The 13,365-nt window shown below is 40.8% G+C and carries 15 protein-coding genes; 5 read left to right on the forward strand and 10 right to left on the reverse strand.

Features of this window, described 5'->3' with window-relative positions:
* Positions 1-57: 57 nt before the first annotated feature.
* Positions 58-390, forward strand: a complete 333-nt coding sequence (locus SULAR_RS01165) for a hypothetical protein (RefSeq protein WP_008242100.1) — start codon at positions 58-60, stop codon at positions 388-390.
* Positions 368-1,066 (forward strand): pirin family protein, encoded by a 699-nt coding sequence (locus SULAR_RS01170; protein ID WP_008242102.1) that lies wholly within the window; start codon positions 368-370, stop codon positions 1,064-1,066. The genes SULAR_RS01165 and SULAR_RS01170 overlap by 23 nt, the downstream gene beginning before the upstream one ends.
* Positions 1,067-1,107: 41 nt before the next feature.
* Here the strand turns inward: SULAR_RS01170 and SULAR_RS01175 are convergent, their stop codons facing one another.
* Together SULAR_RS01175 and SULAR_RS01180 are read right to left on the reverse strand one after the other, a co-directional pair.
* Positions 1,108-1,707: an NAD(P)H-dependent oxidoreductase gene (locus tag SULAR_RS01175; protein ID WP_008242105.1), complete on the reverse strand. Its 600-nt coding sequence runs from the start codon at positions 1,705-1,707 to the stop codon at positions 1,108-1,110.
* A 12-nt stretch (positions 1,708-1,719) separates the two neighbouring features.
* Entirely contained in the window at positions 1,720-2,418 is a 699-nt protein-coding gene (locus SULAR_RS01180; protein ID WP_008242107.1) for a DUF4412 domain-containing protein, read from the reverse strand.
* Between the two features lie 160 nt (positions 2,419-2,578).
* On the opposite strand from SULAR_RS01180, the gene SULAR_RS01185 reads away from it, so the two are divergent.
* Complete coding sequence (locus tag SULAR_RS01185) at positions 2,579-3,577, forward strand: FAD-dependent oxidoreductase (RefSeq protein ID WP_037999841.1); 999 nt, start codon at positions 2,579-2,581, stop codon at positions 3,575-3,577.
* An 18-nt stretch (positions 3,578-3,595) separates the two neighbouring features.
* Here SULAR_RS01185 and SULAR_RS01190 read toward each other — a convergent pair whose 3' ends face one another.
* Positions 3,596-4,063: a leucine-rich repeat domain-containing protein gene (locus SULAR_RS01190; RefSeq protein ID WP_008242109.1), complete on the reverse strand. Its 468-nt coding sequence runs from the start codon at positions 4,061-4,063 to the stop codon at positions 3,596-3,598.
* A 208-nt stretch (positions 4,064-4,271) separates the two neighbouring features.
* Between SULAR_RS01190 and SULAR_RS01195 the strand changes: the two genes are divergently transcribed.
* Entirely contained in the window at positions 4,272-4,475 is a 204-nt protein-coding gene (locus SULAR_RS01195) for a DUF1289 domain-containing protein (RefSeq protein WP_008242110.1), read from the forward strand.
* Here the strand turns inward: SULAR_RS01195 and SULAR_RS01200 are convergent.
* On the reverse strand, positions 4,472-5,104 hold the full coding sequence (locus tag SULAR_RS01200; RefSeq protein WP_008242111.1) for an alpha/beta hydrolase: 633 nt from the start codon (positions 5,102-5,104) through the stop codon (positions 4,472-4,474). The genes SULAR_RS01195 and SULAR_RS01200 overlap by 4 nt on opposite strands.
* 150 nt (positions 5,105-5,254) lie before the next feature.
* Here SULAR_RS01200 and SULAR_RS01205 point away from each other — a divergent pair, with 150 nt between their 5' ends.
* Complete coding sequence (locus SULAR_RS01205) at positions 5,255-5,713, forward strand: YchJ family protein (protein WP_008242112.1); 459 nt, start codon at positions 5,255-5,257, stop codon at positions 5,711-5,713.
* Positions 5,714-5,838: 125 nt separating this feature from the next.
* On the opposite strand, the gene SULAR_RS01210 is transcribed toward SULAR_RS01205, so the two are convergent.
* The 6 genes from SULAR_RS01210 to SULAR_RS01235 all read right to left on the reverse strand — a co-directional run bounded on the left by SULAR_RS01210 (position 5,839) and on the right by SULAR_RS01235 (position 13,169).
* Positions 5,839-6,987 carry an iron-containing alcohol dehydrogenase gene (locus SULAR_RS01210; protein WP_008242113.1) on the reverse strand — a complete coding sequence of 383 codons (1,149 nt, stop codon included), beginning with the start codon at positions 6,985-6,987 and terminating at the stop codon, positions 5,839-5,841.
* Positions 6,988-7,043: 56 nt separating this feature from the next.
* Positions 7,044-8,081: a sodium:calcium antiporter gene (locus tag SULAR_RS01215; RefSeq protein ID WP_008242114.1), complete on the reverse strand. Its 1,038-nt coding sequence runs from the start codon at positions 8,079-8,081 to the stop codon at positions 7,044-7,046.
* A gap of 183 nt (positions 8,082-8,264) precedes the next feature.
* On the reverse strand, positions 8,265-9,440 hold the full coding sequence (locus SULAR_RS01220) for a patatin-like phospholipase family protein (protein ID WP_008242115.1): 1,176 nt from the start codon (positions 9,438-9,440) through the stop codon (positions 8,265-8,267).
* Between the two features lie 121 nt (positions 9,441-9,561).
* Positions 9,562-10,017 carry a cupin domain-containing protein gene (locus tag SULAR_RS01225; RefSeq protein WP_008242117.1) on the reverse strand — a complete coding sequence of 152 codons (456 nt, stop codon included), beginning with the start codon at positions 10,015-10,017 and terminating at the stop codon, positions 9,562-9,564.
* 75 nt (positions 10,018-10,092) lie between these two features.
* Positions 10,093-11,484 carry an aldehyde dehydrogenase family protein gene (locus SULAR_RS01230; RefSeq protein WP_008242119.1) on the reverse strand — a complete coding sequence of 464 codons (1,392 nt, stop codon included), beginning with the start codon at positions 11,482-11,484 and terminating at the stop codon, positions 10,093-10,095.
* A gap of 44 nt (positions 11,485-11,528) precedes the next feature.
* Positions 11,529-13,169, reverse strand: a complete 1,641-nt coding sequence (locus tag SULAR_RS01235; RefSeq protein WP_008242121.1) for an acetolactate synthase large subunit — start codon at positions 13,167-13,169, stop codon at positions 11,529-11,531.
* Positions 13,170-13,365: the final 196 nt, after the last annotated feature.

Raw genomic sequence — 13,365 nt, forward strand, 5'->3', positions numbered from 1 at the left:
CATATATAGTACACAGAGTGCTTGATATGATACATAATCAATGTGTAAGGAGCCAACATGTTATATAAGGTTAAAGCGAAAATAGATAAACTAAAATTGAAAGATTTTTTTACGGCACTGACTGATGGTAGTATCGATGATCTAGAACCTGAAGGTTCCTATATTGTCAATGCGATGCAAAGAGCGTTAATGACAGATCCTGTGACATTGGAATGGTATCAGACATGTCACTGTGAGACACCACTTAAGCATGAAAGAGAAATGGTCTATGATAGATACCTCAATGACATTGAAACTACTTTGGTCTATGAAGAGAAAAAAGACATCAAAGGTAGATCATTTTGGGATTTTTTAGAGGAGAGTTTTTTTGACGACTCATATAGCTACTGATAGACTTTATACTGCGGATCATGGCTGGCTGAAAAGCAGGTTTCATTTTTCCTTTGCCGAATATTATAATCGGGAGAATATGCATTATGGTGTACTGCGTGTGATGAATGATGACATTATACAGCCCCATACAGGTTTTGGTACGCATCCACACGAAGATATGGAGATCATTACGTATGTGATACGTGGAGAACTGACACATCAAGACAGTATGGGAAATAAAGAGAGTTTAGGACGTGGATCTTTACAGTATCTCAGTGCAGGTACGGGTATCACACACTCTGAAAAGAATGAGGGTGATGAAGAGGTACATCTCATACAGACATGGATTCTCCCTCACGCTAAAGGTCTTCAACCCCAGTATGGTTCAAAGGTCTTTAATCCTGAAGCACGTCATAATAAATGGCTGCATCTCATAGCCCCACAAGGTACGCCTGACATCATCAATATCTATCAGGATGCAAACATGTATGTTTCGGAGTTAGATCAAAACAAAACACTTACCTTCGAACTGGGAAAGAATAGACAGCTTTATCTGAAACTCATGGAGGGTGACGCCAAGATCAACGGTATAGACTTTAAAGAGGGTGATGCCGCTGAGGTTTCAGATGAAGATCTGCATGTTGAAGCTCTGAGCAATGTACATATACTTTTAGTGGAGATGAAAAGAGCATAGTTGGGTTACACCCCAAAGAGATGTAACAACCAAAAAGATATCTATCGACTGGTTATAAAATTTCTTTCCAATGTATCTTTGAAGCGTTTGAGCTCAGCATCTATATCCAAGTTCTCTTTAAACACATCATGTATCGCATAGGTTTCCAGCGGTTCCGCACCGCAAAATTGGAAGAGTTTATGTGTGGCAACATTCGCCTCATCTAATGTGAGCCCATCAAAGAAACCCTCTTTGTTGTCAAATTCGCTCTCAGGACAGTTATAGGTGAGACTTAACATATATTTTTTACCCTGCATCAGTCCGCCGCTCCCATACTTTTTAGACGGATCTTCTTTACTTCTGCCGTCGCTGACAAAGGTGACGGTATTTATACCTCCAGAGAAAACTTCATCGATGTATTTTTTAGTGATCCAAGGTACTCCCATCCAAAAAACAGGATACTGAAATAGAATATAATCCGCCCAGGCAAGTTTATCAAGCTCGTCTTGGATATCATAGGCACCTTCAACTATACTCTCTTTCACATTGAACCCATGTTGGGTAAAAAAATCGCCGGCAGTGTCTACAAAGAGTTTGGTTAGCCTCCCTTCTGCAATCTTGTCATATCTTTGATGTCCGTTGATAATCAGTACATTTTGCATCATTGTCTCCTTTTATTTTTGTGTGAAGTTTTTCATCATCTCTTGCATTTGTTGTATCTGTTCAGGGGTCATTTGAGGCATGGGGGACGGATCGTCCTGTTGCATGGTCTTGATGGGGAAATCAGGCAGTTTCAGCGCTTCATCTGAAACAGAAACATCCATCTGAATGTTCGTGGCCTCTGTTGTATGTGTGAGCCCCATCATATGGGTTACAGATCTTAGTATGATCCCTTTGTAGAGCCAGAGTTTTATCTGTTGGGTTTCCCATATTTCGCAATCATAGCCAAATAAGGTCTCATTCCCGATTTTTTCACCGCCCATGGAGCGTATCATCTCTTTAGCATTTTTGGCAAGATCTTTATACTGAGAACGTATCAACATCTCAGGATCATACTGTTGAATGCTCTTTTTCTGATAATCCACGATATAGACTTTGTCATGATCGATCTTTGTAGTCTGACGGCTATATGCCTCTCTACCCATGATCACAGATTTGGTGGTCTCATCATGGAGTTCTACATTCCCCCACTCTTTGAAAACTATTTTTCTTTTGCCCTCAGTTTGGGTTTGTATCCCCATGACATTACCACTGCTGCTGGTAGCATATTCAATGATAGCAGACTGAATCTCATAACGTTTTGTCTCTGCGTGAAGGGTGTGTGTAGCCAATATAAGTATAAATAGTAGACCCCATAGTTTCATCTGCTTCATTTTGTCTCCTTTTTATCATTATAACTTATTCTGTCACACTTTTGAAATAAAAATAGAATCATCTATATATTGATCGCTCTTGGGAGGTTTACAAAAAGAATACCTTGCATCCAAAAGGTGCTTTTACCTCTCTCTCATGATCATTGGTTACAATGGCGGAATGAAGAAAAAGAAATTAGTGATTATCGGAGCAGGGCTGAGTGGATTAGTGAGTGGCGTGCTGCTGCAAGATAGATATGATGTAACGATCATAGAAGCACGTCATCGTACAGGTGGACGGATCATGGAGATGGGTGGACATGATATGGGACCCTCTTGGATTTGGCCACATCAAAAAAACATTCTAAAGCTCATAGAGACATTGGATTTATCACTCTTTTCACAATATACGGAGGGACTTGCTTCGTATGATGCCCCTGATGGTGTACAACACTTTAGACCCTCTCAAACAGCGCCTTCTTTCCGTATCAAAGGCGGTATCACTCAAATGGTCATGGCTTTGCAAAAGAGACTTGAAACCCCTGTCCATCTTAATGAAAAGGTTCTCTCTTTAACGCAATCAGGTGAAATGATAGTGGTTGAGACGACAGAGAGAACGTATGAGGCAGATAGGGTGATCTTGACACTGCCTCCACGTTTGGCTGTAGAAAACATGGTATATGCTCCTGCCTTACCTGAGACACTTCATACACAACTGCAGAACATACCTACATGGATGGGATATGCTGCCAAGTGCGTGATTGAATATGCTGATGCCTTTTGGAGAGATGAGGGTTTGAGTGGTTTTGCCATTTCTCATCTGGGACCATTGGGTGAGATACATGATGCCTGTACTCATGAGAAAGCAGCACTCTTTGGTTTTGTACACAGTACTGCGAAGTATGAAAACTTTGAAGAAGATGTCATTCAACAACTTACTCGACTTTATGGAAGAAAAGCTTCCAATCCTATTAATTTCCATCTTGTAGATTGGAAAAAAGAGCCCTATACGTCAACACCTTTGGATGCTATGCCTTTGCGTGAGCATCCTTCCTATGGATTCAATGCAACACATTTTGACGGCCAGCTGATCTTTTCAGGTACAGAGAGTAGCTTTGTAGAAGGTGGGTATTTGGAGGGGGCAGTCACTTCAGCACTTGGATTATTGAAACGTCTATAGTTTTGGGTAGATATGAAATTATATTTTTATCACAAGCAGGTTACTAAAAGTATTAAGTATATTTACATCTTGAATAGGATTATCTTTTAGATCCAGATAGACAAGGTTTTGTTGTGATGTCAGACTTGTAACATCTTGGATGTGATTGTTATGTGCAACCACTTTTTTGAGTGCTGTAAGGTGATGCAGAGGTGTAATATTTGTGATGTGATTTTCCTGAATAAAAAGAAATTTCATTTTTGCATGTGAACTCAAAGGGCTCAGGTCAGAGATCCTATTGTGGGAAAGCGACAGTTTATGCAGTTTTTTCAGTGATGAAAGTGGTGTAATATCGGAGATATGGTTATCAGAGAGGGAAAGCGTTTCAAGCCAAATGAGTGCAGCTAGCTCTGAAGGCACCTCTGTGAGTCCAAGACCACTGAGATCCAGGTATGTGAGTTTCTTTTTTTTACATAAAGCTATTTTTTCTAAAGCCTGCTTGTGCATAGTGTGATCCTGTTTTATTTACTGCAGAGATAATAGCATATTTTTTAAGAGGAGTGATAGTAAAACATAAGGAAATGATGTCGATACCTTTTAGCCAAACTAAAGCGATCCCAAAGTAGTATGAAAACCAATACAACCGTACTTCTTTGATGGTGGTATGGAGAAAAGAAATTAAAACATTTATCGCAGCACTTAGAAGGAAATAATGATGATAGATATAAACAAACCATGCATAAAAAAATGTTGTCTCAATGAAGATGATGTCTGTCTAGGGTGTTTTCGTACTTTTGACGATATGTGTCAATGGAACAAAGCAAATATAGAAGAAAAAACGCAGATGCTCAAAGTAGCACATAGAAGAAAAAAAGAACATATACTTAAGCATACATCCTTACAAAAACCTCGTCCTTAAAGTTTGTTTTTTATCCACTCTTTTATCATCATCAATTCATCTTCGGCAATAGTATGGTCTTTATCATAACTTTTAAATGTGATGTCAAACCCGCCATTTTGTAATATTCCAATTTGTGTTTTTGAGGTATTAAATGGGAGTATACCATCATAAGTCCCATGCGTACATAACCAGTTTGAAGTATTTACATTTGGGTTCATCTCTTGTAAAAGTGTGTCGACATCGTAGATATACCCGCTTACCGCGATGTACCCTGCAAGCACTTTTTCATATCTGGCCCCAAATTCAAAGGTGAGCAGGGCACCTTGAGAGAATCCGAACAAAAAGCTTTCCTCGGCATTGAACTCCTCTTCAAAAAGGGCATCAAAGATCTCTGTTAGGAGTGCACGTGAATGTGTAATACCTTCTAACTGGTTGGGGGGCAGATCATACCACGAGTATCCTCCATAGTAACTATAGGGGGCATTGAGTAAAAGGTAGTTCATGTCATCAAGACTGAGGTAGGGTGGTAAGAAGGTAAAGCCACGGGCTGAATCCCCGCGGCCGTGCAAAATGATCATAAGCTTTTTAGAAGGAACCTTGGAGGGGATAAAGATATTGTTTAGAGGTAAATGTTTATTTCTTGGCATTTTAGGGCTTCCTCCACTGAATTGATGCTTCATGTCAGAGTGTAGTATACTAAGTTTATATTATAAAATGCGTTTTATGGTATGATGCTGTCCCATATGGGTCACTCTCAGCAGTGGTCAAGAGATACTAGAGGATTTAAGGTTAAGAGGATGAAGTGTTATTGTAAAAGCGGATTAGATTTTTCAGAATGTTGTGAACCTATTTTAAGAGTGCAGAAGCCGGCAACGACGGCTCTGAGTCTTATGCGCTCACGCTATAGTGCCTACTGTTTGGGGGATGTAAACTATCTTCAGGCGACAACACATGATCATACATGGAGTGATGAAGAACTCAAATTTATACAAGACTGGGCAGATAACAGTCTGTGGCAGCACTTGGAGATCATTGAGTCTAGTGATGATATCGTGGAGTTTAAAGCCTATTATATTTTCGATCATGTGCAACATCTACATCATGAAAGATCCACTTTTATCAAAATAAACGATATGTACAAATATGTCGATGGTGAGATCTATGAGGATAAAGTAAAATTTACAAACAACCAAAAATGTATATGTGGAAGCGGAGTGAAATATAAACGTTGTTGTTTGCCGAAATTGAAAAAATAGACATAATTCGATAGTTATTATTTATAATCTACTAGAAACGCTTGAATCTTATAAACAAAGAATATCAATATACTGTAGAAGTCTGCTAAAAGTAGTAGACTCCTGTATGTAAATCAGATCACAACCTACAATGCTTTTTCAAGAATCTCTTTTAACACATCTTTCGTATACATTTCAGCCAACCCGAAAGCTTCTGCATGCTCACAAGCATTCTCCACAATCAGATCAATATCACTTTTCTTTATCGAGAGTTGGGAAAGCCTGGTTGGGGTACCGACTTTGTTGAACCATGACTCCAATGCTTCTATTCCTTCCATCGCACCGGAAAGTCCAAACAGTTTTTGCGCGAAACGTTCGAACTGCGCTTCGTTCTGTGAAAGGTACCATTTCATCCATGCCGGCATGACGACCGAAAGACCTGCACCGTGTGGTACATTGAAGAGTGCAGAAAGGGTATGCTCGATCATATGGTTTGGAAAACTGTACCCTTCTACTCCCAGATAGGTTGTACCGTTTAACGCCTGGGTCGCTGCCCACGCGAACTCCCCGCGTGCGTCATAGTTATCTGGGTCCGCCAGCAGTGTTTCAGTGGTTTTCATGACCGTGGCAATGTTCGCTTCGATATAAGCAGCAATGATATCTGGATGTGAGGATGCAGTAAAATACCCTTCGATAGAGTGGGCGATAATGTCTGAAGCAGAATAGACCAGGTACTCCTTCGAGACCGACTTTTGAAGTTCAGGATTGACGACGGATACCTTTGGATAGAGGTGCGGTGAAGCGATAGAGAATTTCTGCTTCGTTTCTTCATTCGTCACCACGGCAAAAGTGTTCATTTCACTCCCCGTGGCTGCAAGGGTGATAATGTCAAATACCGGCAGTGCCTTTTGAATAACACTTTTTCCGATAAAGAAATCCCACACATCACCGTCATACAGACTGCCGGCCGCTATGGCTTTTGCACTGTCCAATACAGAACCCCCACCGACACTGAGTATGGCATCAACACTGTGCTTTTTTGCCAGTTCTGTTGCTTCATAGACTTTTGATAGGATCGGGTTACTAACGATTCCTCCTAACTCAACAAATTCGATACCATTTGCTTCTAGGCTGGATATAACTATGTCGAACAGACCGTCTTTTTTGATACGATCACTTCCGTATGTCAATAAGACTTTTTTGATATTCTCTGCAGCGAGATACTCACCGATATTTTTTTCTTTGTCTCTTCCAAACTCTATTCTTGTTGGATTTTGATAAGTGAAATTGACCATTTCTACTCTCCTTGTTATGCTATGAGTTATTATAGCCCATCATCCTCAAAATTTTGTTATCCCACTAAAGATAGGCTTACAAGTCCTCCTAAATATAGAATGAGTAACACTACACTTTCAAAACCAATATTTCCTGGCCCGTGACGTTCGCGATATATGAGTCCCATAAGAAGTACACTGGTCATCAACATCGAGTTGGCAAGCCAGAATTGCTCTGCACTTGAAACATCGGCATAAATTGGGCCTTCACGGTAGGCAATATCTGATGCGGCAATAAAAAGTGTGTCAAATGCATTGCCTCCGATAATGTCTCCTACAGCTAAATTCAGTGCACCCATGCGCACAGCGGTAATAGCGACCACAAGTTCGGGAATAGATGTCGACACAGCTGTAAATATACCACCGACGATTCCATCAGATAAACCAGATTTCTCTCCAAGAGGTATGGCTAGCTGCGCAAGTGACCAACCTGCCAAAGCAACGACTGTTCCGTAGAGGGTAAAGCGTATCCAAAGTTTCCAAATATGATTACCATGGCGACGACTTTTGTCTTCGGCTTCAGATGAAGTGTCTCTTGTTTTTTTGGGAAGCCACATCGGGGTTTCGTGCGTACGAGCCAGAAGATGTACACCAAATATATATATAATGATCAAAACAAATGTAGCAGGATGCACGCCGAAGATACTGATCGCAGGGACTGACAGTGCTAATGCATGTATGGCCAATAATGTAAGAAGGAAGGAGGACATAAAAAGATTTTCAGCGGATGCAGCTGCATGTTCAAGATTAGCACGTTTATAAGTGATATCGGCCAAAGCAAGAAATGCAGTTTGAGCCGCAATACCTCCTAATCCATTACTCACTGCCAGCTCTGCATATCCTGAAGCCGCAGCGGAGACGGAGGTAGTAATACCTGACAAAGATGTAGATGCACCAATAAACACTGCGCCCATAAGTGCTTCGCCTAATCCGGTACTTTGAGCGAGATCTCGGGCAGTTTTGGTCATCTTGATACCGAACCATCCGATAATTAAAGTAACGATAGTGAAGGCTGAAACTATGAATGGCAACGGCCAACTACCAAAATCTGTCAACTTATCCTCCTAGGATAATGAGCGATGCTTTCTCAAGCTTTTCCGGGATTTATGATCTGCATCATAGATATAAGTATCTGCTATCACTTACATTCGGCTTTCTATAATCATGTTTATTCATTGCATTATTTTTAGTATACAATATTTTAGACCAAATGCAAAAAAGAGTTTTGAACTTTATGATCAAAATTTAAGCGTTGTTTGCCAGGCTGAATTTGAACGCCCTTTTTCATAGCCTACTTGATAGAGTGCTTTCATATATTTTTTGTCAAAAAAATCTTCTAAAGGTACATCAAAACTCTTTGGAACATTGGTTATATGTATATGAAATCCATCACGTTTTGCCAGTGAGGTGATATTGACCAGGTCCCCAAGTCCATGGTATTTTGTCAAAGTATAAAATGAGCGCTCTGCAATATCAGCAAGTGAAAGAGAAATAGGTTTATACTCAGGGTCAATTTTGGTATTTCGTATCAGCCACATGTTTTTTTGAGGATACATATGTAACATACGCTGCAGCTTTCGTATATCGAGATCACGAGGATAGACAAAGATCTGTCTGGTTACACCACCGTCTACATGTACCTCCTGGTATTTTTTTCCATTGATCACAACATCTATGAGTACGGGTGGAAAGGCTCCTGGAATAGAAGCTGAGGCCAACATGATATCTCTGATAAGTTTTGGTGCATCTGAACGACCACTTAAAGCGATTTCAGTGATCTCCCAAACCACTGGACGCTGTGCATCAAGATTGGTAGTACCGATCTGCAGTAAACGTCCCTTTTTTGCCTCTTTTGCCAACTCTGCTACAAAATCGTCATTGATCTCTTCCGAGAGGATCTTTTTAAGTGGAGCTGTATCTCCTAGTGAAGCACCAAAGAGCGCTTCCATCGGCGATAATAAGACGATGTTCTTTTGTGAAGATTCTGTATAGAGTTTTTGTAGCACCTTATCATACTTTGGTCCCAAGAAAGCAAAAGGGGCGATCAGTGCACCGGTTGAAATACCTGTTACCACAGTAAACTCGGGTCTGTTACCACGTTCACTCCAGCCTTTCAAAAAACCTGCACCATACGCACCGTCCTCGGCACCACCTGAAAGGGCAAGTATATCTATTCTTTTACGAAAATTTTTATTGGCTCCGAGTCTTTTGATATTGTCTCTTGTATAGGTATATTGTGCTGTTTTATCACCCCAGTATCGTATATGTTTATACCCTGCAACCTTAGCATTTTGATACGCTGTAACACTTGGTGCTTCATAGGTACGTGACTTGAATGAACAGGCAGTCAATAGCAGTGTCAATGTGACCATACCAATAAGCCTGATATAGAGATGAGGGAACAGACGAAACAATACAACTCCTTTTCATTGCACTATACTACAACATTTTTGTTTTAGTATAACTAGGGATAGAAGCGCTTTTGTAAAGTTTTGTACCATCTCTGGAAGTATTCATAGCTATACTTCCCAAGATCTACTCTCTCGTCTCTTTGATCACTTCAAAAGCATCGATAGGCTCTTCAAATGCGATGAAGAGTACACACGGCTCCTCACCTTTTTCACAATAGGCTGTATGTGGATGCTTGGATGGGCCGTAGGCATACATACCTTTTGTGAGCAGTTCACTCTCCTGGTTGTCATAGGTAACGGTCATCTTCCCTGATACCAGTACCATCCGTTCTGCTGAAGTATGCCAGTGATGCGGAATAGCATAATCAGCCGGAACTTTAAAGAAAATATCCAGGTTCTCTTTGGCAGGATCCCCATGGAGTATGGCTATCTTGCACGCTTCACCGAGAAATGCAGGGCAAGGTCCCCATGCTAGGGATTTATCATGATGTGAAAAGCTCAGTGCCGGACTATTTGCAACTGTGTCACATATAGACAGTGACGTAAATACAAACAAACTTAATAGTATTTTTCGTAGCATTTTCTTTCTCTTTTTTTTGGTATTATTTACAGTACTCAAGCTATGTGTAATGCATGTGTAAAAGTAAAATTGAATTTATAAAACTGAAGATTTTATCACCATCAATTTCTCTTTACTCATCTCTTCCATTGAATAAGAGATGCCACCCAGTCCCAAACCTGATGCTTTAGCCCCACCAAACGGCATCCAATCAACCCTGAATGCTGTATGGTCATTGACCATCACAGTAGTGCCGTTGAGACGCTTAACTGCCAGCAAGGCTGTGTCAATATTTTTAGTAAATACGGCTGCTTGAAAAGAGTATTCCAGACGGTTGGCTTCTTTAAACGCATCTTCAATATCACTATAGGGGTAAATACAGACAACCGGACCAAAAATCTCTGAGGTACTTACTTTGGCATCATGTGGTGGATCTAAAAGTACTGTGGGTTCAAAACAGCTTTTAGAAATACGTTGACCTCCACAAAGAACTTTTGCACCTCCGGAGATCGCCTCATTGACCCATGACTCTACTCGATTGACTTCTTGGTGTGAAATGAGCGGTCCCACCTCTGTTTTGGGATCCAGAGGATCACCAACGATCAGCTTTTGCGCCGCCTGAGCTAATTTCAAACCCACTTCATCACAAATATCTTCATGGACATAGATACGTTGCACGGAGACACAGACTTGGCCTGCATGATAAAATCCACCTTTGGCCAAAGCAGGGATCAATGTTTCCATATCGGCATCAGCTTCAACGATCACAGGTGCGACACCTCCATGTTCGAGGCCCACACGGGTACCTGGAGAGACTTTTGAGTTAAGGTACCATCCGACAGCACCTGAACCAATAAAGGTCAAATAGTCTATCTTGGGGCTTGTAGCGAGATACTGCGCTGCTTCCCTGTGACATACTACTACTTGACACCACGCTTTAGGCAATCCTGCTTCATATAAAATGTTGACAAAATTAATCGCGGACATAGGGGTAGACTCAGATGGTTTAATAATAACAGGCGATCCAACGGCTATAGCCGGAACGGTTTGATGTACAGCAAGATTTAGGGGATGGTTAAAGGCTGAAATTGCGGCAACCACACCAATAGGCTCTTTCATAGTATAGGCCATACGATTCACTGAACTTTTCGTATGACCCATGGCTATCTCTTTCCCCTCAAAAACACCCATATGTTCAATAGCAAGTTTTACACCATTGATGGCACGTTCCACTTCAACCTTTGAATCCATGTAAGGTTTACCGCCTTCACTGGCTGCTATAAGTGTGATTTCTTCTATGCGGCTGCTCATGATCTCAACCGTTTTCTCTAAAATAGAAATACGTTCATATTTGGGCAACCACATCTCCTGCTTTTCATACACTTTACGGGCACGATCTAAAGCCAGATCAATATCTTCTTCATTTGAAAGGGGTATCTCATCCAATACCTTTCCGTCAAATGGTGACTTTACTTTAATACTATTCATACTACCCACTCCTAAAATGATTGATTTATTCTATGGTTTACGCCTTATGCCAAACACGTTTTATTTTTGAGTAACTCATTTAAAATGGCATGGTTTAAACTATAGTCTACCGCCAGATCGATCAGATGTACACCTTTACGGTCGATCACATTATTTAAAATGGAACCGAATTCATCGCAGGAGGCCGGTCTATACCCCATGGCACCATACGCTTTGGCATACTGGACAAAGTCCGGATTTTTGAAATCCAATCCAAAATGATCAAATCCCATGCCTTCCTGTTTCCATTTGATCATACCGTAGGCACTGTCATTTAAAATGATGACCACAAGATCCAACTTCAGTCTGACAGCAGTTTCCAACTCTTGTGCGTTCATCATAAAACCACCGTCCCCACATACCGCTATCACTTTTTTATCGGGATGTACGATCTTGGCAGCCATCGCAGAAGCCAGACCGGCACCCATAGTGGCCAATGCATTATCAAGCAACAGTGTATTGGGTAAAAAACATTTGTAATTACGTGCGAACCAAATCTTATAGATACCATTGTCTAAAGCCAAAATGCCATCTTTTGGAAGAACATCTCTAATGTCCTTGAGTGCTCTTTGCGGTAAGATCGGAAATCTTTCATCTTTAAAATATTTCACGATATGTCTTTGTGATTCATCTTTAATACGCATAAAGTATGTAAAATCCCAGTGTGCTTGTTTTTGGGCCAGTTCGGTCAAAGAGACCAAATTTTGGGCAACATCACCGGTCACATCAAGCTGAGGGAAATAGGTGTCATCTACACTGGAAGGTGAAAAATTGATATGTATGACTTTTGTTCCTCCCTGTTTCATTATAAATGGCGGTTTTTCGATGATGTCATGCCCTACATTGATGATCAGGTCAGCCCTGTCTATTGCACAATGGAGATAATCGTTCTCAGAGAGTGCGGCTGTTCCAAGGTATAAAGGATGGAACTCGCTCACAACGCCTTTCCCCATTTGGGTCATAAAAAAGGGTATTCCGAGTTTATCTATAAACTCTTTCATAGCAGAGCCAATGCACCTGCGATTGGCTCCGGCTCCAATGAGGACCAACGGCATTTTTGCTTCGTATAACATCTTTAAGGCATTTTGTAAACTTTCATTTCTGGCAATCGGGTAATAGGTTTTACGCACAGGAAAGAGTTGTTCCTCCACTTCTTCTCTTGCAATATCTTCAGGCAGTTCAATATGTACTGCACCGGGTCTCTCCTGTGAAGCCAATTTAAAACTCTGACGTACCATCCCAGCGATGTTGTTGCCATTGACCACTTGTTTGGAACATTTTGTAATGGGTTTCATCATGTGCACAACATCTATGATCTGAAAACGTCCTTGCTTGCTTTTCTTGATCGGTTTCTGACCGGTGATCATCAACATGGGGATACCTCCCAGGTTGGCATACGCTGCAGGTGTCACAAGGTTAGTTGCACCCGGTCCCAAAGTAGCCATACATACACCGACTTTTCCCGTGAGTCGTCCATAGGTCGCAGCCATAAAACCTGCACCCTGTTCATGACGGGTCAAAATAAATTGAATACTGGAGTCTCGCAAGGAATTTAAAAGGTCCAGATTCTCCTCTCCGGGAATACCAAAGATATATTCAACCCCCTCATTCTCTAATGCTTTGATAAATAGATCTGATGCTTTCATTACGTATCGTCCTTGTCTCTTTGATTATAAAAAATTTTATTTTTCATTTTTCTCATACTTAAAGATCCTATTTGGAATAGTATAAAATGAATGTGTGTATTCAGTGTGGACTATATTATCTACCTACTATGATAAAGTAGATTTCATGCAAAAATATAGATTTAGCCTGTTATAGGTGCTTTTAGAAGCTTATGTA

This window comes from Sulfurovum sp. AR (genome assembly GCF_000296775.1).
GTDB classification, from domain to species: Bacteria; Campylobacterota; Campylobacteria; order Campylobacterales; family Sulfurovaceae; genus Sulfurovum; species Sulfurovum xiamenensis.

What these genes read in the sequence shown, in the direction of transcription:
- SULAR_RS01165 (WP_008242100.1), top strand. Translation starts at nt 58, where the DNA reads ATGTTATATAAGGTTAAAGCGAAAATAGATAAACTAAAATTGAAAGAT.
- SULAR_RS01175 (WP_008242105.1), bottom strand. Translation starts at nt 1,707, where the DNA reads ATGCAAAATGTACTGATTATCAACGGACATCAAAGATATGACAAGATT.
- SULAR_RS01180 (WP_008242107.1), bottom strand. Translation starts at nt 2,418, where the DNA reads ATGAAGCAGATGAAACTATGGGGTCTACTATTTATACTTATATTGGCT.
- SULAR_RS01185 (WP_037999841.1), top strand. Translation starts at nt 2,579, where the DNA reads ATGAAGAAAAAGAAATTAGTGATTATCGGAGCAGGGCTGAGTGGATTA.
- SULAR_RS01190 (WP_008242109.1), bottom strand. Translation starts at nt 4,063, where the DNA reads ATGCACAAGCAGGCTTTAGAAAAAATAGCTTTATGTAAAAAAAAGAAA.
- SULAR_RS01195 (WP_008242110.1), top strand. Translation starts at nt 4,272, where the DNA reads ATGATAGATATAAACAAACCATGCATAAAAAAATGTTGTCTCAATGAA.
- SULAR_RS01200 (WP_008242111.1), bottom strand. Translation starts at nt 5,104, where the DNA reads ATGCCAAGAAATAAACATTTACCTCTAAACAATATCTTTATCCCCTCC.
- SULAR_RS01205 (WP_008242112.1), top strand. Translation starts at nt 5,255, where the DNA reads ATGAAGTGTTATTGTAAAAGCGGATTAGATTTTTCAGAATGTTGTGAA.
- SULAR_RS01210 (WP_008242113.1), bottom strand. Translation starts at nt 6,987, where the DNA reads ATGGTCAATTTCACTTATCAAAATCCAACAAGAATAGAGTTTGGAAGA.
- SULAR_RS01225 (WP_008242117.1), bottom strand. Translation starts at nt 10,017, where the DNA reads ATGCTACGAAAAATACTATTAAGTTTGTTTGTATTTACGTCACTGTCT.
- SULAR_RS01230 (WP_008242119.1), bottom strand. Translation starts at nt 11,484, where the DNA reads ATGAATAGTATTAAAGTAAAGTCACCATTTGACGGAAAGGTATTGGAT.
- SULAR_RS01235 (WP_008242121.1), bottom strand. Translation starts at nt 13,169, where the DNA reads ATGAAAGCATCAGATCTATTTATCAAAGCATTAGAGAATGAGGGGGTT.